Here is a 21,173-nt window from a genome sequence, read left to right as displayed (position 1 = left end):
GCGCAAATTAAATTTCGAGGCGAAGTCTGAGCCTGTTGAGCGACTTACTCAATTTGAGTGCGGGGCGGGATTCCGGTGTATCAGCCGTTGCCTTGCGGGCCATGCGCACAAGGAAATACATGCGCCGGCTCGAGCGCGAAGCGGGAGCTGTCGACGGAGCCGGCATCCGATAGGCTTCTTGAGAAGGTCGGCAGCGGCCGGAAGAAAGTTGAGAGCAAGCTGGGGCGAAAAGGAACACGCGCGGGGAGGTAAAGTTTTCCTCGGGGGAGGATACGTTGATGAAAGCAGCAGCACTCGGGCTAGCGATTTTGTTAGCCGCCTCGTCCTATGCCTCGGCCCACACGCCAAAGCGGCATCATCATCATGGCTGGTCCAGGTCGATGAACATGATGCCCGGACCCGGACGCTCGGCCGCCCGCAGTGATCCGAACGGCACGGCCGCCGGCCCGACCAGCGTGAGTGGCACGGGCTCGTCCAAGTTTGGCGGCCAGATACCGGGAGCACCGGGCGCGACCCGCCAGCCCTGACGACAATCTTCGTCGATGGAGACCGAAGTCGTGCCGCAACGAGCGGCACGACTTCGATGATATTTTCAAGGAACGCTCGAGCCGCTGGCAGATCCCGTACCGGCAGCTGCAGGCCTATTCGTGACCGTAGTATTGTCGGTTGCACTGGTGACGGCCTCGCTCATAGCTCGCCTCCCGGTAGGCCGGTCCTTTCATGACGCTGCTCACATCAGCGAGCATCCGTGCTTGCTTGAGACACTCGACGTAAGGTTTGTTCGAGAGCCAATCGAGTCCGAGGCCGCCAGCGTGAGACATCTGGATGGAGGCAACGAACGAACTGATTCCGACGATGGCGAAGAGAGCCGCGCGGGAGACGGTCATGGCGTATTTCCTTGTGCCTGGGTAATCGCACAGAGACAATGGCGTGCCGCACGTCTGAAATATGTGCTGCCCATCACATCCGCTGAAACGACGTTCCATCTTGAAGCCGCCAGCGATCACTTTCTCCACGCGTGAGAACGTCGACTCGTGAATGAGCATGGAAATACATGCGAAAGTTCGAGCGCGAGGCGCGCGCGCTGTTGAAGCAGCCCTCATCCGATACGTTTCTCGCAGGCAGGACAAGGGAGGAGGCTGTTCGACGGTCGGAAGGCGATGCCGGGCGATGCCCGCGCCGGGGGGCCCCGTGTTCTTTGGTCCCGGTCCTACGCCAAAAGTCTCCAGAGCGAACATCGATTGACAATGTTCCCTTTTTGTTCTAAGTCGTGTACTTTCAACCTCTGGGCGATGCGCCGAAGTATCGGTTGCAATCCAGATGATTTCTTGCGGGGCAGTTGAATGAGTAGCTCGCTTCTTTCTTTCATCTTGTTGGACGATCCGGCGACACCGGACATGTCTGCGGTCACCAAGGTCCTTCGCGCCCGACATCCGGAATTGACGACCGAGACCTTGGGAGACGGAGCTGCGCAGGCTCAGGCAAACTCTCCGCTCATTCGCTGCGGCAACGCGCTTGTCGCGGTCATGTCGATGCCGGCACCCATTCCGCACGACCAGGGCCTGTGGGCGCGCGCGGCCACGACCTGGCCGGAGAGCAAGGCGGTGGCGGCCCGGCATCGCGGCCATCTGATCGTATCGATGCTCGGAAAAGGTGAGCAGCCGCTGGTTGCCGCGCGCGGCACGACGGCGGTCATCGGCGCGTTGATTGCGGCGATGCCGGAAGCTTGCGGCGTGGTATGGGCCGGCCGGGTCGCGCGGCCCGCCGAACTCTGGCTCGAAACCTCCCGCGATGCATTCGCGCCTTATCCCGACTATCCCTTCAGGCTGTGGGTCGACATTCTTCCGTTCCGGTCAGGAGCGAAGATCGGCGCGGTCACGATGGGCCTGTCCGCGTTCGTCGATCGTGAGATCGAGTTCGTGACGGCCAAGCTCACGCTTTCGGCGTTGTTTGACAAGGTCGCCGGGCTGTCCGCGTATCTGATCGAGCATGGCAGCGTGGTGAAGGATGGCGACACGATCGGGGCAACTGCAAACGAGCGCATCCAGGTTCGTTACACGAATTCCGATGCGTTTGGCGGGCTGCCGGTGTTTTACTGTACCGATGCTTCCGTGTAGATGAGCAGCATCGGCACACTGCGCCGGCGTACGACAGACTTTCGTAAACGAGAAGATTGATGGTTGGTTCTCCACCAAAGAAGCGCCGGGTCAAGGCAAAGGATCGAAAGTTCCATGTCGCCGGCATTGGCGGGTTCCACACGGCGCCGGGGTGGAAGATGGAAAATCTCGCAGCTCTCACAGGCGGACGCCAGGTGCTCATTCCGCCGCAGGAGCGGGGCTTCATGCCTTTCCCTGAAACTCCGCGGCTTGTCATCGACAGGTCTCTCGACCGTGCTCCCGCGGATTGGGAGCTGTTTCACGACTATCGGCTTGTTTCCGACCGGATGAAGAGCCTTCTCGAGACATTGGATTCAGAAGGAGTTCGTTTCGTCAGATGCGAGACCCGGTACCAGGATGGCCGTGCGGCGCCGACCTACTGGCTTTGTGATGTCATCAGGGTTCTCGATGCCGTCGATGAAGAAAAGTCGGTTCTTGAGATCGAGTATCCGACGCCCGGTCGCAAGGTTTACAATCTGAGAAGAAGAAGCAGCCTCATTTTCAAAGAGGATAGTGTTGGGGAGGCTCATATCTTCAGGCTTCTTTTCTATCCCATGGTCGTATGCGAACCAAGTGCTGAAGGATGCGTGCAAGGAGGCGGGCGTCAGGGGCATTGGATTCACCGATACGACGGAGTATTGAGCTGATGCGCTTCGGTCGCCGATCTTGAAGTCATTCGCGCAAAATCCAGTTAAGGCAATTGCTCGTTGACACGTCGGGCAAAACACCGGCAGAGTGGCATCATTGAGATCTATTTGAATGATGCTCGCGGCGCGCTGCGGGCTTTATTTTTGTGGCCGGCACTCTGCATGGCGTCATCACAACGACGCAGGTCAATCGCGTCTAATGATTTGAGGGCAATGTACGTCTGGTGAACCAGCGAGAGACGCGAAAGCGCCGCTATGACGCAAAGAGGTGGCGAGTTCGTGTGGTAGTGGGCCGGAGTTGCCGTTCGGAAAGAACTGAGGGACTCATTTTCACTGAGACCCAAAAACTGGCAGCATATTAAGATGAGCAATGGACAGCCGAAGCAGAACAAACGCTCCTCGTTGCAGAAGCGTAAATTCTACAGAATGGACTTCTATCGAACCGGCAACCCCTGTGATTTCCAAATTACGAACGACCCCCAATCGCTAGAGCCGGGGCACTTGTCGGATTTCGCGGGGCCGACGCCACGCGTCACATTCAACCCGCGACGTCGTCGGCCTCGAGATTGTGAACTCTGGTATTCGTTCTGGCTTATCTCTGACCGTGCTAAGATCGTGTTTGAGGCCGTGGATCCCGAGGCATTTTCCTTTGTTGTCTGCGACGTGCATGTTCCAAACGGGGTCTGGGACGGACCTCGCTACTGGTTCTGCGACGTGCGTCGCTCTCTCGACGCGCTGGATGAGGAGCGATCGCGGTTGACCATCGGGATTTGCGACGATCCGATCTACCGAGACTTCGGTCAAAAGTACTATGATTTTTTCGGAGATGTTGAACTCGTTTTCAAGGACGAGCTGGTTGGCGATGCGCACGCGTTTCGAATGGCGTACGCCAGACAATGTGTCATATTTGACCAAGCGATGAAAAATGCCTGGAAGGCAGCAGGCCTCAGGGGCATGTTGTTCGAAGAAGTGTCCTATCTCCCTCTGATCGCGTCCCGAAGAGTTTGAGGATGCTCTACCGATCACGGATTGGCCGAGTCACTAATCCGCGTTCGTCGTGGATACGCTTGCCAAGTGTGAGTTAGACGCAGTTCCGCCTGAAGTCTGACGATCGGTGTCGCTCCTCGTCGACGGGGCAGCGATGCTCCAGGCGTTAGCCCGCCGTGGCGATCCTCTCCAGACGTCATCGAAGCGCGCCTGAACATCGAACTACTCCGAGACTCCTCCCAATCTCTGATCTGCCCCGTGACACCGCGGGCGGACCTGCGAGCCCGGTTAGCGGCTGCATGCCTCGCATGCAGTGGCTGAGCTGCGTCCGAGATTTGGTGAGCTCTCGCGAAACTCAATCCCAACTCAACTCACGCAAGAACCACTCGAGCATCGGGGCGATATGTCAATTCTTGCTCTTCACCACATGATTCCGAGATTATTTGTCAATCATCGTGCGTTTCGCGACATCGATATACAAGCATTGGGAGTCTACTCCCCCGCAAATGAAATCTATCTGCCAGTGGCATATGAACTGGCCGCGAGAATGGGCATCTCGCCGCATCCGGGTGGGCACACCCCCCTTTACTACGGTGCCATCAAGTGCGTCTTGGATCGAATCGCCGAAACTCCCGAACCGCACATTCGAGCGATGAAGATAAGAACGCTCATGGATGCGATGCGCGTAGGTTTTGGCAATGGTGATCTCTACACGAACTTGCCCAGTGGAATGACAACCGAAGAGGTTAAGAAGCGTATCGACAAGGTCATCAAGGGCAACGAGACCTATCTCGAGCGCTATCCGGATCTGCATCAAAGCATCAGAGATAGTGAACAAAGGGGTCTTAAGACCGGACAGGACCATCAACTGGTATGGTCTGCAATACTAGGTGATCCGCGAAGAGAAGAACTGCTGCGCCAGGCAATTGAGAGTGATCCAAGCGTCAGTATCACGTCCGGTAACAGACATCTGGGCGGAACGCCTTACTCCAAGTTTGCACCCGTCGATGATACTTTTCACATCCCGCCGACGACTCCGACCAGCCCAGCCGACGTCCCTTCACCGCCACCCTTCATCCCTCCTTCTCTCTGGTGGCTTAATCAGCCAGAGGGGTTTACACCGAGTGATCCGCGCTTCACAGGCCAATTGCCGCCTTACCCGATGCCGGGTCGAGACGAGCAACAATTCGATCAACTGCCTCCGACGGCAGCGGCCCCGGAAGATCCTTTGGTCCTCCGATCCGATCCGGCGTCTGGAGCGTGGCTGCCGTTCTATGAAAATCCTTTGGCCGGCGGCTCATTTGTGGGGCAGAATCCTATGCCTTTGTTGGCCGGAGCTGCGGCGGCCGGCTTAGCGGCTCCCCTAATTCCCCCCTGGCTGCTGACCCTTGGGGGCTTCTTGACGCTCTCGCGCATTGCCAACGCGCAGGACAGCAGCTCGGATGCGAAGTTTGGCGCCGCTGCTTCTGGCGAAGGAGTGCTCTCAAAAAGCGCGACTGCGTCAGACACCTTGGCCAGCGGCCTCAAAGAAACGGATCACGGTGGCGGCTATTTGAGCTCATCAACGTCCGGGTCGCAACTTCGCAGAGCTTCCCCCCTCGTTTCCGAGGCACACGCTAATTCTTTCGCGGATCGCTTTGGCAATTGGACCAGCACGCCAAGTGGCACCGAGCCGACCGAAGGTCCGTCTGAAACCGCACCTACACCCAGCGCGGGATCAGTCCCGCCCGAGGAAATCCGGCGTCTAGCCCGTTTCAACGCATCGAACGCGGGCAGCGTGTTCACGTCGGGCGGTGCGCCGGTCCCGTATCTGCCTTCCACCGAATTCAATGAGCGGTTTGGCAGTTGGACCGCGCCCACCGCTGACGGCAATCAGCCGCCGGCAGGCAAGCCGATTGGCGCGTTTGTGGATGAGCCAAGCTACCTCATTCCGCCCCCGATCTTCGGAGTGGAGGGCACTGGCAATCCGCGCAATGACGCTGAAGAGTGGTTCTCGCGCTGGATACGGCCATTCATTCATCCTGAGTGAAGCCGACCGTGATGGCGAGCATGCGTTAGAGGTCGCCCGTTTGACGCGTCGGGCAAAACACTGGCACGATGGCATCATCGAAAAGTTTGGATTGAGCCCGCGGGAAAACCGCGGGCTTCTTTATTTGGAGCGGCGTCACTTCCTGCATTGCGCAACACCTAGCCCAAACCACCGCCTCAACGCATCGGCGAGTCCGTGCTCAGTCTGATCCCCCACCCAAGCCACGTGCCCGTCGGGCCGCACCAGCACAACACTCGGCGCAGTGACCCGCCGGATCGCCGGCAGCTCCCACCCGCCGTCGTAGTCAGCATCGACGACATCGACGCGATCCGCCCACGCCGCCGCATCGATGTCGCCGCCCTTGCCGAAATTGAGCAGCACGCCGCGCGCGCCGTGCAGCAGCGTGAACAGTCTTCGCTTGCCGCCGTCGACCGTCAGGTCGAGATCGGGCATGCGCCGGCCGAGCAGCTTGTGGCCTTCGCCGAGATCGTAGGCGATGTCGAGCCCGCTCATCATCGCGCCAAAACGCCGGCGCGGCTCGTCCATGGCGAGCAGCTCGGTGATCGCCTCGCGCGCGGCCTTGCGGCCGTCGTCGCCGCGGCGGAGCAGGGTGATCTGCGCCATGGTGTTCTTCAGCACGCGCGCGGCCACCGGATGGCGCTCGGCATGGTAGCTGTCGAGCAGGTCGGCGTGCGCGACGCCCTTGACCCTCTGCGCCAGCTTCCAGCCGAGATTGACGGCGTCCTGCACACCGAGGTTGAGGCCCTGTCCGCCGACGGAGTGATGGATATGCGCGGCATCGCCGGCGAGCAGCACGCGGCCCTTGCGATAGCATGCCGCCTGCCGCGCCGCGTCGGTGAAGCGGGAGATCCACGCCGGATTGTGCACACCGAAGTCGGTGCCGTAGACGGCAATTAGCGCCTCGCCGAGATCGCGCAAGGTGGGCTGGCCGGTGCGATCGAGCGTCGCTTCGGTGACGACGACCAGCACGCGGCCGCTTTCGGCCGTGCTGAGGCCGTGAAAGCCGAGTGCGTCGTGACGCAGGCCCAATGCCGGCGCCTCGCTCATCTCGACCTCGGCCATGAGGTTGCTGAGCGTCGGATCGAAGCCGGGGAAGTCGATGCCGGCCGCCTTGCGCACCAGGCTGCGGCCGCCATCGCAGCCGACCAGATATTTTGCGCGTAAGCGCGCGCCGCCGGACAGCGTCACGTCGATTCCGGCCTCGCTTTCCACGAAGCCCGTGACCTCGCGTTCACGATAGAAGCGGACGGCGAGCTCTTCGGCCCAATCGGCCAGGATGCGCTCGATGCGGGCCTGCCGCAGCTTGAGCCCGTAAGGATGCCGCGTCGGGAGATCGCTGATGTCGAGCCGGGTCCAGGCAAAGCCGGCGAGCTGGAGAATCTCGCCTTCGCGCAGGAAGCGGTCCGCGATGCCGCGCTGATCGAGCATCTCGATGGTGCGGGCGTGCAGGCCGCCGGCGCGCGTCTCGACGATCGCCTGATCGGGGCGCCGCTCGACGATGGCGACATCGATACCGGCAAGCGCGAGCTCGGCGGCCAGCATCAGCCCGGTCGGGCCACCGCCCGCGATGACGATTTCGTGCTCGGGCGTTGCCGGGTTCCCGGTACGGCCTGGTTGCGTACGGCCTCGCGAACGGGAGATGGGAAGCTGTGAAGGCATGTCGTGACCCCTCGACCTGGTGTTGGGTCGCGGGTTCTACGGCAGGGTCGGGGGCTTGAAGCAAGCCCGTTGCGCACCACATATCGAGTTGGGAGGAGGGGCTTTCTCTTCCGCTATGCCTTCGTTGACACGTCGGGCAAAACACCGGCATATTGGCATCATCGAAAAGAGTTTGGTTCAGCCCGCGCGGAGCGATCCGTGGCGGGTTTTGTTTTGCCGGCCGAGCTTCAGCAGATGCCGGTGGTTCGCTGCATGACGTCGGCGAGTTCCTCGAACGAGAACGGTTTTCTGATCATCGGCAGGCCGCCGCGCCGCGGCTCGCGGCCGGAGAGTTGCAGGATCTTCAGCTCCGGCTTGCGGCGTCGCGCGAGCTCGGCCAGCTCATGACCGTCCATGCCGGGCATGTTGATGTCGGTGATGAGAATGGAGATTTTCTGGTTTTGCCGGAGACGGTCGAGCGCGTCCGCGCCGCTGTCGGCGCTGATCACCTCGCAGCCGAGCTCTTCCAGCATGTCGACGACCACGTCGAGCACGGCGGGATCGTCGTCTACAACCAGGACGGTGTGGGTCATCGCACAAGACGTTCCTTCTGACGGGGGAACAACGCGTGTGTCGCAGGGGAAGTTCCTGCTGGCCTAGTCGTCCTTCGACAAATCGCCGGGCTTGGTAGGAAGCTCGATGGTGCCGCCGTCGCCGTGCACGAGGTCGCGGCCGCTGTCCGCAGGCTCGCCGGCGTCTTCGATGATCGCCTCCTGCAGATCGCGCGCCTTGTCGAGGCGCGGCTTGTTATCGCTGCGCGGGCCGGCACCTGCCCTGTTGCGCGAGGTTTGCGGTGATGTCGCCTTGGATGTCATCGGCTGATCCTCCTGACGGGCTAACTTTGGCCGCGCCGGTAAGTTCGTTTGACACGTCGGGCAAAACACCGGCATCATGACATCATCGAGACGAGTTTGATTGACCCGCGCGGACATCATCCGCTGCGGGTTTTTTCGTCTCGATTCCAGAAATCGGACGGTGGCCGCGCATCCGGCCACGCACTCGACGTCATGTTCATGGAGCGCCGATCGGCGCGCCGCCGTCCGAACCATTGCTGGCCGTGCACGCGCGAACGTGCCGGCCCGTGGCGCAGGGGCCGATGGCCCGCGCCGCTGCGGTCTCCGGAAGACACGGAGATAGGGTTCGCGCCCGAAACGATCGCGCTTCGCCTGGCGCGATCTGCCGCGCATTTTCTTCGCATGGAGGGATGATGACTGCCTATCTGATCTCGCTCGCGCTCGCGGGTCTCGTTACCATCGTGCTGTGGGAGATGGTGTCATGAGCGAAGACGTCGAACACGGGCCCGCCGGCGAGCCGTCTCCCCCACCGGCGACGAAGCCAAGGTCCAGGGCGCGCACGCCGGCCGACATTCGCGCGCTGGCGCGGGGGCACACGAGGACGGCGCTGAAGGTGCTCGTCGGCATCATGCGCAGCGATGACGCCACGCCCGCCGTGCGCCTCTCGGCGGCCAACGCGCTCCTCGATCGCGGCTGGGGCAAGGCCGCCCAGCCGATCGAGGGCGGCGAAGACGGCGCCGTCGAAACGATCCACCGGGTCGAGCGCATCATCGTGCGCCCGGACGACGCACCCGGCGGAGGAGAACGAGGGTGAGAACGACAGAACCTCACCAGGTCGTCATGGCGTCTTTCATCGAATTCTGCACAATCGCGACCTTGAATCGTCGGAATTGTTCGTGATTCAGGCTGGGCTGTCCGACTTTGCGGAGGGGCCAATGTGGACGAAGGAGAGCCGCGGTCACTGCAACCCCGGCCGGCGACGCGATCCCGGCGATTTGACAGATGAGAGATCGGCGTCGGCAGGGCCGTTGATTGCATCAGCCAAGCGCGGGAGCAATCAGTCCGGGGAGGCCGGTCATGGACACTGAGTCATTGCTCGAGGCGATCCCTACGATCAATTATCTCGCAACCGCCGCGTCCATCGTGTGCGTGCTTCCAACAGCTAAGTTTCCTCGAGCCGCTGCTGAAACCTGCGCGCCACAAGGGTTAAGGTCGCTGCGACAATGCAGCCTCAGGTCAAAAGGCTCGTCTGAACACGAACCATCCGGAATTGCGGTCTCCCGTGAATGGTGTCGTTGAGCGCGCCGGTGACGATCAGTGGGGGGCGATCTCGATCAGGGACAATAGCGGCTTGCGGCACCAGATACTCCATACCAACGCGCGGCACGTTAAGGTGGGCGATGTAGTTGCGGCGGGTCAGGTGATTGGCGCGATGGGTAACACCGGTCTTTTTGATAAGAAGGGCAATCGGGGGCAGCACCACGTCCATTATCAAATCAAGGATCCCGCAGGCAATGTTCTTGACCCTGGCGCGTTTGCTGATGCGCTGGGACCGTTCGATCCAATTCCTGCGCCGGCTTACATCCCGGAGTATCAGCGTTATCTGCAAAACGCGCATATGGTGCCGGGGACCCGCCCCGAAGATGTGCGGGTCTTGACGAGAATGCCTGCAGCAACCCCGAACCGATCCGGGTTCGACACAAAGCCGCCGAAGATTTCGAACGTCGGCCCCGCATCCACGCTCCCACCAGCCGCGCAGAAACAGCTCGGAGGGCTCTTCGGGCTTTGGCCGCCATTCTCTGAAAACCCGATCTCTCCTGACCTGAGCCAAACCCGGCAAGGACAATCTGAAACCCCCGACCGCGAAGACTGGTCCGCGATGTGGCGCAGGCGCACCGGCCTGCCCTAGGGCGAGCGAGCGTAGCCATTGTCCATCCTGAAAATTCCAACGGCGAAGATCTTCGAGCCGCTGCTGAAACCTGCGCGCTACAAGGGCGTTTATGGCGGACGCGGCTCGGGGAAATCGCATTTCTTCGGCGAACTCCTGGTCGAGACCTGCCAGGCCGAGCGCGGCACGCTCGCGGTCTGCATTCGCGAGGCACAGCGCACGCTGGCTCAATCGTCCAAGCGTCTGATCGAGGGCAAGATCGCGAGCCTGAGGCTCGGCCACGGCTTCAAGCTGTTCAGCGACAAGATCGAGACGCCCGGCGACGGGCTCATCATCTTCCGCGGACTTCAGGCCAATCTGGTCGTCTCCTTCTACTTCGCCAAGCGCGGCTTCGAGAATGTCGCGAGGATCATCAAGCGGTGAAGATTCTGGACGAAGAGATTCGGGTGATTGTCGCGCAGACACTGGCCGAGCAGCAAAAGGTTCAGCAGGAGAGTGTCGACGCGATCGTATTGAAGGCGGTGGCATCAGTCCTGGCCTCATTCGGGATCGAAGACGATGACCGGAAAGAACTCAGAGCCGATTTCCAGCACCTGCGGCGCTGGCGAAAGAGCGTTGAACAGGCGCAGAGTTACACTTTCAAGGCTGTGATCACGGTCATCGCCACCGGTTTGATGGGGGCTGTCTGGCTCGGCGTCAAAGTCGTGCTGGGCAAGTGAGCCTTGATCGCCATGGAGTCGCAGGTCGCGCACCCGCAATGGCCCCTGCCAATAGGCTATCCCCATGTACAGAATTCGGATCGTCGACGCGGACGATGACGAGACTGCCGAAACCCTCGGCGATTTGCACCGGCTGACATTCTTCGATGGGGCCGTCATGCCGCAGTTCGACTCGGGGGCGTGGTGGATCGCCTACCACGATGATGATGCAGTCGCCTTCGCTGGCGTCGTACCGTCCACGCATGCGCGCAATAGCGGGTATTTCTGCCGGGTCGGAGTCTTGCAGCGGCACTGGGGACGGGGACTCCAACTCAGGCTGATGCGGGCGATCGAAGTGCGAGCGCGACGCCTTGGATGGGACAGCATCGTCTCCGATACGACGGACAATCCGGTGTCTGCCAACAATTTCATGCACGCAGGGTATCGGCTTTACGAGCCCGAGGCGCCCTGGGCCTGGTCGCATACGCTTTATTGGCGAAAGTGGCTGCGCTGAACGATTGGACCGGGTTTCCCGTCATGCGGAACGCGGCTCTCTCGAACCGGAATGGCTGCGAAACACGCCAAGCCTTCGTACGCTCGAAAATGTCTAACGGCCCGGCAGCTTGACCGCTGCCGGGCCGTTTTTGCGTTCGGATGAAGGGAGCGAGGCACTTGCGAAGTCGGCGGCGCCGGGCTTTAAGTTTGCTCTTACAGGAAATTCGGCGGCAATAAGCCGATGTAAGGAGCGCGATCGATGCCCACCAAGCCTCAATTGCCGGAACGTTCTTCGCGAGGGATGGGAGGGCCGACTGCGCTCGATGGTCTCCTGGTCGTCGATTTCACCCGTGTCGTTGCCGGGCCGGCCTGCACGCAGACGCTCGCCGATTTTGGCGCGCATGTCATCAAGATCGAGAATCCCGACGGCGGCGACGACACGCGCGCCTATGAGCACGCCGAGATCGGCGGGGAGAGCGCCGCCTATCTCAGCCTGAACCGCAACAAGCGCGGCATCGCGCTCGACCTTTCCGTGCCGGAAGCCCGCGAGATCGCGTTGGATCTGATCCGCAAGGCGGACGTGGTCGTCGAGAATTTCTCAAGCGGGGTCATGAAGAAGTTCGGGCTCGACTATGGGGCCGTCGCATCACTCAATCCAAGGCTGGTCTATTGCTCGATCTCCGCCTACGGGCGCTCTGGACCGTTTGCCTCGCGCCCTGGATTCGATCCCATCACGCAGGCGGAGAGCGGCTTCATGTCGCTCAACGGATTTGCCGACGGCCCGGCGGTTCGAACCGGCCCGCCCATCGTGGACATGGCGACGGGAATGTCTGCCTGTAACGCCATCCTGTTGGCGCTGCTCGCGCGGGACCGGCTCGGCCGCGGGCAACATGTCGAAGTCGCTCTATTCGATATCGCAATGGGGATGACTGGCTTCTACGGTATGGCCTATCTCATCAACGGCGAAAACCCCGGCCGGTTCGGCAATTCGCCGAGTGGGTCTCCGACCGTCGGCGTTTATGAAGCCTCTGACGGGCCACTCTACATGGCTTGCGCCAACGACAGGCTCTATCGCCGGCTCGTGGTCGAGGTGTTCAACCGTCCAGATCTCATCTCCGAGCCGCAGTTTGCAACGCGCAAGGCCCGGTCCGAGAACAAGGAGCTGTTGCGCGCGGCCATCGCGGAGGTCTTTGCCAGCGATACTCTCGAGAACTGGATGGCGAAGATGAAGCAGGCCAATATTCCGGTCGGCTATCTCCGGACGGTCGAAGAGGGGTTCAACGCCCCCGAGGCTCGCGAGCGCCAGCGCTTGAACCGGATTGCGCATCCGACGGCGGAATGGGTGCCCAACATCGAGCCGCCGATCACCATGAGCCTGACCGGTGCAGTCGATCCCGTCGCGGCCCCGCTGCTGGGCGAGCATACCGAGGACGTCTTGCGTAATATTCTCGGTTATGACGAGCGTCGGATCACGGAATTCACGCGGAAGGCAGTCTTTGGCGCGAGCAAGCCTTCGACGGGCTAGGCCCGCGCGGTTAGTCCCTATAGCACGAAGCTCCGCGGCTTGCGGACCGATGCCTGGCCGCATTGGCTTGATTTGACGAAGGGGTGGCCGCATAAATACGTAAAGTGAGGGACACGAATGGCGCCTGGTCGAAAGCCGAGCATGGGTCAGCCCACCGGGGCGGAAGCCGGCGAACGCGCCCATGAGGACATGATTGCGAAGGCTCGGGCTCTCGTGCCGCGACTACGCGAGCGGGCTGCGCGGACGGAGGAGCTGCGGCACCTCCCGCCGGAGACCGAACGTGATCTCCACGATGCCGGATTGTTTCGAATGCTCCAACCTGCACGGATCGGGGGGGCCGAGCTCGATTATGTCGCACTCGTCGACTGTGCCGAGTTGCTCGGACAAGCGGATGCGTCGGTCGCCTGGAATCTCGCAAATCTGGCGAGCCATCACTGGATGCTCGGCATGTTCGAGCAGAAGGCGCAGGAGCTGGTCTGGAGCCGTGATCCGGACGTGCTGATCGCATCCTCGTTCATTTTTCCCGCCGGACGCGCGACGAAAGTCGAGGGCGGATACCAGCTGCGCGGCAGCTGGCCCTTCTCCTCCGGCGTTGCCTCGTGTGAATGGAACATGCTTGCGAGCGTGGTCTACTCTGACGACGAGGCGGATGGCATCGAGTATCGCATCTTCCTGTTGCCCAAAGGCGACTACACCGTGTTGGACACCTGGAATGTCGCGGGACTGCGGGGGACCGGATCTTGCGACGTGGAGGTAAGGGACGCATTTGTGGCGGACCATATGACGGTCGCTGTCGGCGATCTCGCCGGTGGCCCGACACCGGGAAGCAAGATCAATCCAAATCCGCTCTATGCGCTCCCTGTCTTCTCGCTGTTCCCGTACGTCCTCTCCGGTGTCGCACTGGGAAACGCGCAGGCATGCCTCGACGATTATACCGAAGTCGCACGTCATCGTATTTCAACCTACAACCGTGCCAAATTGAGTGACTTTCAGAGCACCCAGATCAAGATCGCGGAGGCCTCGGCGAAGATCGACGCCGCGCGCCTGATCATGCGGTCGGCGTGCCTCGATGCTATGGAGGACGCGCGGCGCGGGCACACGCCCGACATGGCGACCAAGACCCGATATCGACGTGACGGATCTTTTTCAGTGAACTTGTGTACGGACGCGGTCTCGATGCTGTTTGCCGCGAGTGGCGCGCGCGGCCTGTTCACGACCGGCGTGTTGCAGCGGCAATTCCGCGATGCTCACGCGATCAACTCGCATCTCGCCTTCAATTTCGATGCGGCCGGGACCAATTATGGACGCGTGGCGCTGGGCCTGCCGTCCGAGAATCTCACGCTGTGAGGCCGGCTGATGAATGATCTGCCGAGGCAGCCGGCCAGCCCCGATCCCGCCAATGAGTTCGCGAGCGACAGCTCGTCGATCGATCCGCGCGACTTTCGCAACGCGCTGGGAACCTATGCAACGGGCGTAACGATCATCACCGCCGCGGCGCCCGACGGCAAGCCCTACGGCCTGACCTGCAATTCGTTCGCTTCCGTTTCGCTCAATCCTCCGCTGGTGCTGTGGAGCCTCGTCGTCTATTCATCGAGCCTCACCATTTTTCAGAACGCCAGCCATTTCACCGTCAACGTGCTTGGCGCTTCGCAGCAGGCTCTCGCGAGCAAGTTCGCCAAATCCTCGGACGACAAGTTTACCGGTGTAGACTGGACGCCGGGGCTCGGCAACGCGCCGGTGCTTGCCGAGAGCGTCGCCAACTTTCAATGCCGCTCCGTGAACCGCTATTATGGCGGCGACCACGTGATCTTTCTCGGTGCGGTCGAGGCCTATACCTATAACACGACGGAGCCGCTGCTCTTCGCGCGGGGGGCGTTCGGAAGATTTCTCGCGGACGACGAGCGCAAGAAGTTACCCTAGCGTGCGTCGGGTCGCGCTCGACTGCTTAGCGGTCTGTTCCTGAAAGCTTGTAAATCTCCAGCGCGTCCGCTTCCGCGCCGCGCGCGGCCTTGGCCAGCCGGAAAAGCTGTCCCGCAAGCGAAGCCATCGGCACCGGCGTCGACGTCGCCTGTGCCACGTCGGCGACCGTATCGAGATCCTTGAGCATCGTGGCAATGTGCCCCAGCGGTGGCGAGTGAATGCCTTGAACCATCCGCGGCACGAAGAGCTGCAGCGGAATGGAGTCCGCAAAGCCGCCGGCAAGCGCTTCGGGCAGGCGATTGGCATCAATCCCGGCGTTGACGGCGAAGCGCGTGGCCTCCGCCAGCACGGCCATCGCGCAACCAACGATCACCTGATTGCACAGCTTGGTGGTCTGGCCGGCGCCGGTCGGGCCCATGTGGGTGAGCCTGCGCGCCATGGCGAGCACATAAGGGCGTACCCGCTCGATATCGTCCGCCTGTCCGCCGGCCATGATCGCAAGCGAGCCTTCCTCGGCACCCTTCGTCCCGCCGGACACCGGTGCATCGATCCAGCCGGCGCCATTGGCGTCTTTCAGGCGCTTGGCGAGATCGCGTGCCGCGTCGGGGTGTATCGATGAAAAGTCAACGACGAGCTTGCCGGCGCCGGGCGCCGCTGCCAGCCCTTCCGGTCCGAAGATCACCTCCTCAACCGCGGCTGCGTCCGTCACGCACATGAAGACGATATCGGAGTTCACCAGGAGATCGCGAGGTGTGACTGCGCGCTTGGCGTCGGCTTCGAGGAGCGGCGCCACCTTGCCCTCCGAGCGGTTCCAGACGGTCACCTGATAACCGGCCCCGAGCAGGCGCCGGGCCATCGGCGTTCCCATCAGCCCCAGGCCGAGATAGCCGAGTCTCTCGGCGCCTTGCGGGTTTGCCTTGCTCGCATCAGCCATAGGTTGCCTCCCTCTGTCGCAGTGCGACGCCGCCTTACCATACATGGCGCATCGGACGGCAAAACCGCTTGGTTCGCATGGCTTGCCTGAATGTTTGAACCATGAAACATTTGAGGCGATCGGGTTGGGTGGCGCCCGTCGGCGCCGGAGCAGCGGAGTGGGCACGATGCGAACCGTTTCGAAGTGGATCCTGGCTTTGGGGACAGCGGCCGCCGTGAGTGCGGGGGTAAGCCCATTATGGGCGCAGCAGACGATCCGCGTCGGCTGGACGATTCCGGCCGAGGAATCCAAGTACTGGATGATGCGCCGCCCGGCCGAATTTCCCAATCTCGGCAAGGCCTACAACATCGAATGGACCCAATTCCAGGGCACCGCGCCGATGACGCAGGCTCTGGCCGCCGGCGCGCTGGACTGCGCGACGCAGGCGCCACTGTCGCTGTCCAACGGTGTGGTGGGCGGCAATCTCAAAGCCTACATCGTCGCGCAGCACGTGTTCGAGAAGCCCGGTGGTTTCTCGGTCTATTGGGCCGTCAAGGATGACTCGCCCATCAAGACAATCGCCGACCTCAAGGGCAAGACGGTCGGCATTTCCGTGATCGGCGGCGGCACGCAAGGTCCGTTCAATCTGCTCCTGAAGCGGAATGGCGTCGATCCCGCCAAGGACATCAAGCTGGTCGAGGTCGGTTTCGCGGTCTCCGAAGATGCGCTGCGACAGGGCCGCGTCGATGCGGTCAACATGAATCAGCCGTTTGCCGCACGCGCGGAAGCGAAGGGCGGCACGAGGAAGCTGTTCTCACTGTCGGAGGCCATGCCGAACATCGTGCACATCCTGGAAGCCTGCCGCGCCGATTTCGTCGACAAGAACCCTGAGGTGGTCAAGGCCTATGTCCGCGATATCACCTCGGGCATGAAGAAGGCACTGGCGAACCGCGAAGAGACCCTCAAGGTCGTCAATGAAGTGCTGAAGGCGCCTATTCCCGTGCTCGAGACGTACCTGCTCAAGGACAACGATTTCGGGCGTGATCCAGGCGCGGCGCCGAATTTCCCAGCGATCCAGAAGATGCTGGATATCTACGCGGAGACCGGAATGCTGCCGAAATTGGATGTCGCGCAGTTCAAGCATCCGACGATCGTCGCTCCGCTGGAGTAGGCGGGCGAACCATCCGAATAAGAAGGTCGTGAGGCACGAAGAAGTTGCGCGCATGAAGAAGTTGCGATCACGGGTGACGACAGACGGCCTCGACCGGGCGCCGCATCGGGCCTTCATGCGCGCCATGGGTCTCGACGACGCTGCGATTGCCAAGCCGATGGTTGGTGTCGTCAGCATGAAGGGCGAGCAGACGCCCTGCAATATGACCCACGACTTCCAGGTGGCTGCAGCCAAAACCGGCATCGAGGAAGCCGGTGGCACGCCGCGCGAGTTCTCGACCGTGTCGGTCTCTGACGGCATCAGCATGAACCACGAGGGCATGAAGTTCTCGCTGTTTTCGCGCGAACTGATCGCCGACTCCATCGAAGCTGTCGTCCATGGTCTGGCCTATGATGCGCTGATCGGATACGGCGGATGCGACAAGACGCTTCCCGGCGTGATGATGGGCATGGTTCGCTGCAACGTGCCGTCCATCTTCATCTACGGCGGCAGCGCGCTGCCGGGGCGCGTGGATGGGCGTACGCTGACGGTGCTCGACTCCTATGAAGCCGTCGGCAGTTTCATGACCGGCGAGATCGACGGCGCCACGCTCGAGCGGATCGAGCGGGCCTGCCTGCCCACGGTCGGCGCGTGCGCCGGCCAGTTCACCGCGAACACCATGGGCATGGTCTCGGAAGCGATGGGGCTGACCATTCCCAACGTCTCGATGGTGCCGGGCGTCTATGCCGAGCGTGCGCAGATCTCGCGGCGGGCGGGGCGCCTCATCATGCAGATGCTGGAGCGCGGCGGGCCTTTGCCGCGTGACATCGTGACGCGGAAGTCGCTCGAGAATGGCGCGGCGATCGTCGCGGCGACGGGCGGCTCGACCAACGCCGCGCTGCATCTGCCTGCGATCGCGAACGAGGCCGGTATTGCCTTCACCATCGATGACGTTGGGGAGGTCTTTGCCAGGACGCCGCTGATCGGAAACCTGCGCCCCGGAGGCAAATACACGGCAAAGGATGTCTATGACATCGGCGGCGCCGCCGTGGTGATCCGCGAACTGATCCAGAGCGGACACATCGATGGCAGCTGCATCACCATCACAGGGCGTACGCTCGCCGAAGAATACGGCGCGGCGAACGCGCCGGACGGCGAGGTGGTTTACGCGTCCCGTGCCCCGATCATGCCCGATGGCGGCGTGGCAGTGCTGAAGGGTAATCTCTGCCCGGACGGCGCAGTGATCAAGGTTGCCGGCCTGAACAGCCAGCTCTTCGAAGGCGTGGCGCGCGTGTTCGAGGATGAGGAAACCTGCGTCAAAGCGGTTCGCGATCGCACATACGCGGCGGGTGAGGTTCTCGTGATCCGCAACGAGGGACCGGTCGGCGGTCCCGGCATGCGTGAGATGCTCGGCGTCACCGCGCTGATCTACGGGCAGGGCATGGGCGAAAAGGTGGCGCTGATCACTGATGGCCGATTCTCCGGCGCCACCCGTGGCATGTGCATCGGCTACGTGGCTCCCGAAGCCTTTGTCGGCGGGCCGCTGGCGCTCGTTCGTGATGGGGACAGGATCCGGATCGATGCCGCAAACCGGCGGATGGATGTCCTGCTCGATGAGCAGGAACTCGCCGCACGGCGACGCGACTGGAAGCAGCGTCCGCCGCGTCACCGCGCAGGCGCTCTTGCAAAATATGCGCGGCTGGTTGGGCAGGCGCCAGGCGGAGCCGTGACGCACGAAGGTCCCGCAGAATGGCCGTGGTTCGAATGACGCGCCGCACGGGTGCGAAAACGGCCGCCGGTCTGGCAGGTTTCTTGCTAAGCTCGTGTCTCACGGTAAGGCGAGCGACGGAATGACGGCAGTGCTGGCGAGATCAAGCGAACGGGTGAGTCCGGTGACATCGGAAAGGCCGGCATCTGCAATCATCGAGATCGACTGCGTCTCGCAGGTCTTTCAGACCTCGGCGCGCAAAGACCACGTTGCGCTTTCGGATATCTCGCTGACGATTGAGGAGGGCGCTTTCGTCTCCATCCTTGGTCCGTCGGGCTGCGGCAAGTCGACCCTGCTTTATATCGTCGGCGGCTTTGTCAGCCCGACCCGCGGCGCGGCGAAGATGAAGGGACAGGCGATCACAGGCCCCGGTCCGGATCGTGGCCCGGTGTTCCAGGAGTTTGCGCTGTTTCCCTGGAAGACAGTGCTTGGCAACGTCATGTATGGCCCGCGCCAGCAGGGCGTTCGCGCCACCGAGGCTGAGGCACAGAGCCGGGCGTTGATCGAGATGGTCGGCCTCAAGGGTTACGAAAACTTCTATCCGAAGGAGCTGTCAGGCGGCATGAAGCAGCGCGTGGCGTTGGCGCGGACGCTTGCCTATCATCCCGAAGTCCTGCTGATGGATGAGCCGTTCGGAGCGCTTGACGCGCACACAAGGACGCGCCTGCAGAACGACCTTCTCAACATCTGGGAACGCGACCGCAAGACGGTGCTGTTCGTTACCCATTCGGTCGACGAAGCAGTCTTCCTGTCCGACAAGGTCGTGATGATGTCGAAATCTCCCGGCCGCATCCGCGAGGTCATCGACATCGATCTGCCGCGGCCGCGCCGCCGCAGCGAGCTGTTGCTCGACCCGCGCTATCAGAAATATGTCGTCGATATCGAGCGCATGTTCGATGAAAGCGATGAAATCGGGCCTGCCTCATGATGTCGCCGGCCGCTTTCACCAGACGCGCCGCTCCGGTGCTGGCCTGCATCGGGCTGCTCGCGGTGTGGCAGGTGGCCTCGCTCGCGCTGAAGAACGACAGTTTTCCGACGGCCATCGAGGCGATCCGGGCCATTCCGGATATTCTCGGTGACAGGGAATCCCTGATCAACATCCTGGCTTCGCTTCGCCGCATGGCGTTCGGATTTGGCGTGGCCGTGCTGGTTTCGATTCCGCTGGGCCTGTTGATGGGACGCAGCCGAAGCGTTGCTGCCTTCTTCAATCCGCTCCTGATGGTGATTTACCCCGTGCCGAAGGCCGCCTTGATGCCGATCATCATGCTGTGGCTGGGCGTCGGTGACATCACCAAGACATTGGTGATCTTTCTCGGCGTCAGCCTTCCCGTGATCTATCACAGTTTTGAGGGCGCCAAGGCGGTCGAAGAGAAGATGCTGTGGTCAGGTGCCGCGATGGGGCTGTCACCGGCGCAGCGCCTGGTGCGGATCGTGCTGCCCGCGGCGCTGCCGGAGATCCTCACCGGCTGCCGTACGGGACTTGTGCTGGCGCTGATCACGATGATCACCAGCGAGATGATCGCCCGTCAGTCCGGCGCCGGCAACATCTTGTTCAATGCGCTCGACATGGGTCAATACGACACCGTATTCGCGATGATCATCATCGTAGGCGCAATGGGCATTTGTTTCGATGCGATTTTCGAGAAGGTTCGGGCCCGGCTTGTGCGTTGGTCCGAGCCTCAGTTCGACTTGCCGCTGAGCTTCTCGTAATGGCACGCTTTTTGTCCCCGAACATCCTCCTTGGAATCGCCCCGATCGTCCTGATCGTCGCCCTTTGGCAAGGGTTGGTGTCATTCGGCTTTGCGCCGGCGGTCTTGTTGCCGCCGCCGGGCTTCGTCTTCAACCGGTTGCTCCAGCAGCTCGCGACGTGGACGTTCCAACAGGAGATTGTGGCAACCCTCATTCGGCTGTTTGCCGGCTTTGCGATCGCGGTCGTGCTCGGCGTCAGTCTCGGCATTGCGGCCGCCGCCAGTCCCGCGATCAATGCCGTGGTCCGGCCGATCGTACGCGTCCTGGCCCCATTGCCCAAGGTCGCGCTCTATCCGGCGCTCCTGCTCTTGCTCGGATTTGGCCATGGGTCGAAGATAAGCTTGGTGACCGCGGACGCGCTCTTTCCCATTCTGCTTTCGACCTATTACGGTGCGTCGACCGTCGAGCAGAAATTGATCTGGTCGGCCATGGCGGCGGGGACGCGGCGCACCGAAATCCTGTTCAAGGTCGTACTGCCGGCAGCGATGCCATCGATCCTGACCGGATGCCGGATCGGACTTGTCATTTCGTGCATCGTGGTGTTCTTGGCCGAGATGATCACGTCGACGGACGGATTGGGACACGCGCTCGTGACTGCGGCCCGAACCTTTCAGGCCGTCGACATGTTCGTGCCGCTGATCACGATCTCGCTGTTGGGATTGATCCTGAACGCCCTGCTGGGCGCGCTGCGGTCGTACCTCTTGCGCGGCTTCCCAGAAGCGTGATCCGACCGAA

Annotated in this window: 23 protein-coding genes; 18 read left to right on the top strand and 5 right to left on the bottom strand. The window is 61.9% G+C overall.

Translation table 11 applies throughout. The features are described 5' to 3' along the window. The first annotated feature begins 278 nt into the window (after positions 1-278). Positions 279-527, top strand: a complete 249-nt coding sequence (locus tag AC0WRY_RS25135; protein WP_194403489.1) for a hypothetical protein — start codon at positions 279-281, stop codon at positions 525-527. A 114-nt stretch (positions 528-641) separates the two neighbouring features. Here the strand turns inward: AC0WRY_RS25135 and AC0WRY_RS25130 are convergent, their stop codons facing one another. Beyond that, the gene (locus AC0WRY_RS25130; protein ID WP_194403488.1) at positions 642-887 is read right to left on the bottom strand and encodes a hypothetical protein; all 246 of its coding nucleotides are present in this window, start codon (positions 885-887) and stop codon (positions 642-644) included. 456 nt (positions 888-1,343) lie between these two features. On the opposite strand from AC0WRY_RS25130, the gene AC0WRY_RS25125 reads away from it, so the two are divergent. The 4 genes from AC0WRY_RS25125 (at position 1,344) to AC0WRY_RS25110 (ending at position 5,819) form a co-directional block, all read left to right on the top strand. Next, positions 1,344-2,117, top strand: a complete 774-nt coding sequence (locus tag AC0WRY_RS25125; RefSeq protein WP_194403487.1) for a DUF4261 domain-containing protein — start codon at positions 1,344-1,346, stop codon at positions 2,115-2,117. Positions 2,118-2,176: 59 nt separating this feature from the next. Further along, positions 2,177-2,803, top strand: coding sequence for an imm11 family protein (locus tag AC0WRY_RS25120; RefSeq protein ID WP_194403486.1), 627 nt, complete (start codon positions 2,177-2,179; stop codon positions 2,801-2,803). 363 nt (positions 2,804-3,166) lie between these two features. After that, positions 3,167-3,811, top strand: coding sequence for an imm11 family protein (locus tag AC0WRY_RS25115; RefSeq protein WP_194403485.1), 645 nt, complete (start codon positions 3,167-3,169; stop codon positions 3,809-3,811). 382 nt (positions 3,812-4,193) lie between these two features. Then, positions 4,194-5,819 (top strand): hypothetical protein, encoded by a 1,626-nt coding sequence (locus AC0WRY_RS25110; RefSeq protein WP_194403484.1) that lies wholly within the window; start codon positions 4,194-4,196, stop codon positions 5,817-5,819. 135 nt (positions 5,820-5,954) lie between these two features. Here the strand turns inward: AC0WRY_RS25110 and AC0WRY_RS25105 are convergent, their stop codons facing one another. The 3 genes from AC0WRY_RS25105 to AC0WRY_RS25095 all read right to left on the bottom strand — a co-directional run bounded on the left by AC0WRY_RS25105 (position 5,955) and on the right by AC0WRY_RS25095 (position 8,353). Next, complete coding sequence (locus AC0WRY_RS25105; protein WP_194403483.1) at positions 5,955-7,499, bottom strand: FAD-dependent monooxygenase; 1,545 nt, start codon at positions 7,497-7,499, stop codon at positions 5,955-5,957. Positions 7,500-7,726: 227 nt separating this feature from the next. Continuing rightward, complete coding sequence (locus tag AC0WRY_RS25100; RefSeq protein ID WP_194403482.1) at positions 7,727-8,071, bottom strand: response regulator; 345 nt, start codon at positions 8,069-8,071, stop codon at positions 7,727-7,729. 63 nt (positions 8,072-8,134) lie between these two features. Next, entirely contained in the window at positions 8,135-8,353 is a 219-nt protein-coding gene (locus AC0WRY_RS25095) for a hypothetical protein (protein ID WP_194403481.1), read from the bottom strand. A gap of 460 nt (positions 8,354-8,813) precedes the next feature. On the opposite strand from AC0WRY_RS25095, the gene AC0WRY_RS25090 reads away from it, so the two are divergent. The 8 genes from AC0WRY_RS25090 to AC0WRY_RS25055 all read left to right on the top strand — a co-directional run bounded on the left by AC0WRY_RS25090 (position 8,814) and on the right by AC0WRY_RS25055 (position 14,858). Further along, positions 8,814-9,146, top strand: coding sequence for a hypothetical protein (locus AC0WRY_RS25090; RefSeq protein ID WP_194403480.1), 333 nt, complete (start codon positions 8,814-8,816; stop codon positions 9,144-9,146). A 468-nt stretch (positions 9,147-9,614) separates the two neighbouring features. Beyond that, positions 9,615-10,241 carry a M23 family metallopeptidase gene (locus AC0WRY_RS25085; protein ID WP_194403479.1) on the top strand — a complete coding sequence of 209 codons (627 nt, stop codon included), beginning with the start codon at positions 9,615-9,617 and terminating at the stop codon, positions 10,239-10,241. A gap of 18 nt (positions 10,242-10,259) precedes the next feature. Next, positions 10,260-10,643 (top strand): phage terminase large subunit, encoded by a 384-nt coding sequence (locus tag AC0WRY_RS25080; protein ID WP_246776323.1) that lies wholly within the window; start codon positions 10,260-10,262, stop codon positions 10,641-10,643. Beyond that, on the top strand, positions 10,640-10,939 hold the full coding sequence (locus AC0WRY_RS25075; protein ID WP_194403478.1) for a hypothetical protein: 300 nt from the start codon (positions 10,640-10,642) through the stop codon (positions 10,937-10,939). Before AC0WRY_RS25080 ends, AC0WRY_RS25075 begins: the two co-directional genes overlap by 4 nt. A gap of 64 nt (positions 10,940-11,003) precedes the next feature. After that, on the top strand, positions 11,004-11,432 hold the full coding sequence (locus AC0WRY_RS25070; protein WP_194403477.1) for a GNAT family N-acetyltransferase: 429 nt from the start codon (positions 11,004-11,006) through the stop codon (positions 11,430-11,432). 240 nt (positions 11,433-11,672) lie between these two features. Continuing rightward, positions 11,673-12,938 (top strand): CaiB/BaiF CoA transferase family protein, encoded by a 1,266-nt coding sequence (locus AC0WRY_RS25065; protein ID WP_194403476.1) that lies wholly within the window; start codon positions 11,673-11,675, stop codon positions 12,936-12,938. Positions 12,939-13,079: 141 nt separating this feature from the next. Then, the gene (locus tag AC0WRY_RS25060) at positions 13,080-14,285 is read left to right on the top strand and encodes an acyl-CoA dehydrogenase family protein (RefSeq protein WP_371746143.1); all 1,206 of its coding nucleotides are present in this window, start codon (positions 13,080-13,082) and stop codon (positions 14,283-14,285) included. Between the two features lie 9 nt (positions 14,286-14,294). Next, positions 14,295-14,858, top strand: a complete 564-nt coding sequence (locus AC0WRY_RS25055; RefSeq protein ID WP_194403474.1) for a flavin reductase family protein — start codon at positions 14,295-14,297, stop codon at positions 14,856-14,858. Between the two features lie 25 nt (positions 14,859-14,883). On the opposite strand, the gene AC0WRY_RS25050 is transcribed toward AC0WRY_RS25055, so the two are convergent. Then, complete coding sequence (locus tag AC0WRY_RS25050; RefSeq protein ID WP_194408399.1) at positions 14,884-15,792, bottom strand: NAD(P)-dependent oxidoreductase; 909 nt, start codon at positions 15,790-15,792, stop codon at positions 14,884-14,886. 166 nt (positions 15,793-15,958) lie between these two features. Here AC0WRY_RS25050 and AC0WRY_RS25045 point away from each other — a divergent pair, with 166 nt between their 5' ends. From AC0WRY_RS25045 to AC0WRY_RS25025, 5 genes are all read left to right on the top strand, one after another. Further along, positions 15,959-16,942 (top strand): ABC transporter substrate-binding protein, encoded by a 984-nt coding sequence (locus AC0WRY_RS25045; RefSeq protein ID WP_194403473.1) that lies wholly within the window; start codon positions 15,959-15,961, stop codon positions 16,940-16,942. A gap of 52 nt (positions 16,943-16,994) precedes the next feature. Then, positions 16,995-18,689, top strand: a complete 1,695-nt coding sequence (ilvD, locus tag AC0WRY_RS25040; RefSeq protein ID WP_194408398.1) for a dihydroxy-acid dehydratase — start codon at positions 16,995-16,997, stop codon at positions 18,687-18,689. An 82-nt stretch (positions 18,690-18,771) separates the two neighbouring features. Next, complete coding sequence (locus AC0WRY_RS25035) at positions 18,772-19,617, top strand: ABC transporter ATP-binding protein (RefSeq protein ID WP_194403472.1); 846 nt, start codon at positions 18,772-18,774, stop codon at positions 19,615-19,617. Then, positions 19,614-20,399, top strand: a complete 786-nt coding sequence (locus AC0WRY_RS25030) for an ABC transporter permease (RefSeq protein ID WP_194403471.1) — start codon at positions 19,614-19,616, stop codon at positions 20,397-20,399. The genes AC0WRY_RS25035 and AC0WRY_RS25030 overlap by 4 nt, the downstream gene beginning before the upstream one ends. After that, on the top strand, positions 20,399-21,163 hold the full coding sequence (locus AC0WRY_RS25025) for an ABC transporter permease (protein ID WP_194403470.1): 765 nt from the start codon (positions 20,399-20,401) through the stop codon (positions 21,161-21,163). Before AC0WRY_RS25030 ends, AC0WRY_RS25025 begins: the two co-directional genes overlap by 1 nt. Positions 21,164-21,173 lie beyond the last annotated feature (10 nt).

It is taken from the genome of Bradyrhizobium sp. T-12, assembly GCF_058314695.1.
The sequence above is the reverse complement of the archived record's forward strand: the minus strand, read 5'-3'. Positions and strand labels throughout refer to the sequence as shown.

What these genes read in the sequence shown, in the direction of transcription:
- AC0WRY_RS25135 (WP_194403489.1), top strand. Translation starts at nt 279, where the DNA reads ATGAAAGCAGCAGCACTCGGGCTAGCGATTTTGTTAGCCGCCTCGTCC.
- AC0WRY_RS25130 (WP_194403488.1), bottom strand. Translation starts at nt 887, where the DNA reads ATGACCGTCTCCCGCGCGGCTCTCTTCGCCATCGTCGGAATCAGTTCG.
- AC0WRY_RS25125 (WP_194403487.1), top strand. Translation starts at nt 1,344, where the DNA reads ATGAGTAGCTCGCTTCTTTCTTTCATCTTGTTGGACGATCCGGCGACA.
- AC0WRY_RS25120 (WP_194403486.1), top strand. Translation starts at nt 2,177, where the DNA reads ATGGTTGGTTCTCCACCAAAGAAGCGCCGGGTCAAGGCAAAGGATCGA.
- AC0WRY_RS25115 (WP_194403485.1), top strand. Translation starts at nt 3,167, where the DNA reads ATGAGCAATGGACAGCCGAAGCAGAACAAACGCTCCTCGTTGCAGAAG.
- AC0WRY_RS25110 (WP_194403484.1), top strand. Translation starts at nt 4,194, where the DNA reads ATGTCAATTCTTGCTCTTCACCACATGATTCCGAGATTATTTGTCAAT.
- AC0WRY_RS25105 (WP_194403483.1), bottom strand. Translation starts at nt 7,499, where the DNA reads ATGCCTTCACAGCTTCCCATCTCCCGTTCGCGAGGCCGTACGCAACCA.
- AC0WRY_RS25100 (WP_194403482.1), bottom strand. Translation starts at nt 8,071, where the DNA reads ATGACCCACACCGTCCTGGTTGTAGACGACGATCCCGCCGTGCTCGAC.
- AC0WRY_RS25095 (WP_194403481.1), bottom strand. Translation starts at nt 8,353, where the DNA reads ATGACATCCAAGGCGACATCACCGCAAACCTCGCGCAACAGGGCAGGT.
- AC0WRY_RS25090 (WP_194403480.1), top strand. Translation starts at nt 8,814, where the DNA reads ATGAGCGAAGACGTCGAACACGGGCCCGCCGGCGAGCCGTCTCCCCCA.
- AC0WRY_RS25070 (WP_194403477.1), top strand. Translation starts at nt 11,004, where the DNA reads ATGTACAGAATTCGGATCGTCGACGCGGACGATGACGAGACTGCCGAA.
- AC0WRY_RS25065 (WP_194403476.1), top strand. Translation starts at nt 11,673, where the DNA reads ATGCCCACCAAGCCTCAATTGCCGGAACGTTCTTCGCGAGGGATGGGA.
- AC0WRY_RS25060 (WP_371746143.1), top strand. Translation starts at nt 13,080, where the DNA reads ATGGGTCAGCCCACCGGGGCGGAAGCCGGCGAACGCGCCCATGAGGAC.
- AC0WRY_RS25055 (WP_194403474.1), top strand. Translation starts at nt 14,295, where the DNA reads ATGAATGATCTGCCGAGGCAGCCGGCCAGCCCCGATCCCGCCAATGAG.
- AC0WRY_RS25050 (WP_194408399.1), bottom strand. Translation starts at nt 15,792, where the DNA reads ATGGCTGATGCGAGCAAGGCAAACCCGCAAGGCGCCGAGAGACTCGGC.
- AC0WRY_RS25045 (WP_194403473.1), top strand. Translation starts at nt 15,959, where the DNA reads ATGCGAACCGTTTCGAAGTGGATCCTGGCTTTGGGGACAGCGGCCGCC.
- ilvD (WP_194408398.1), top strand. Translation starts at nt 16,995, where the DNA reads ATGAAGAAGTTGCGATCACGGGTGACGACAGACGGCCTCGACCGGGCG.
- AC0WRY_RS25035 (WP_194403472.1), top strand. Translation starts at nt 18,772, where the DNA reads ATGACGGCAGTGCTGGCGAGATCAAGCGAACGGGTGAGTCCGGTGACA.
- AC0WRY_RS25030 (WP_194403471.1), top strand. Translation starts at nt 19,614, where the DNA reads ATGATGTCGCCGGCCGCTTTCACCAGACGCGCCGCTCCGGTGCTGGCC.
- AC0WRY_RS25025 (WP_194403470.1), top strand. Translation starts at nt 20,399, where the DNA reads ATGGCACGCTTTTTGTCCCCGAACATCCTCCTTGGAATCGCCCCGATC.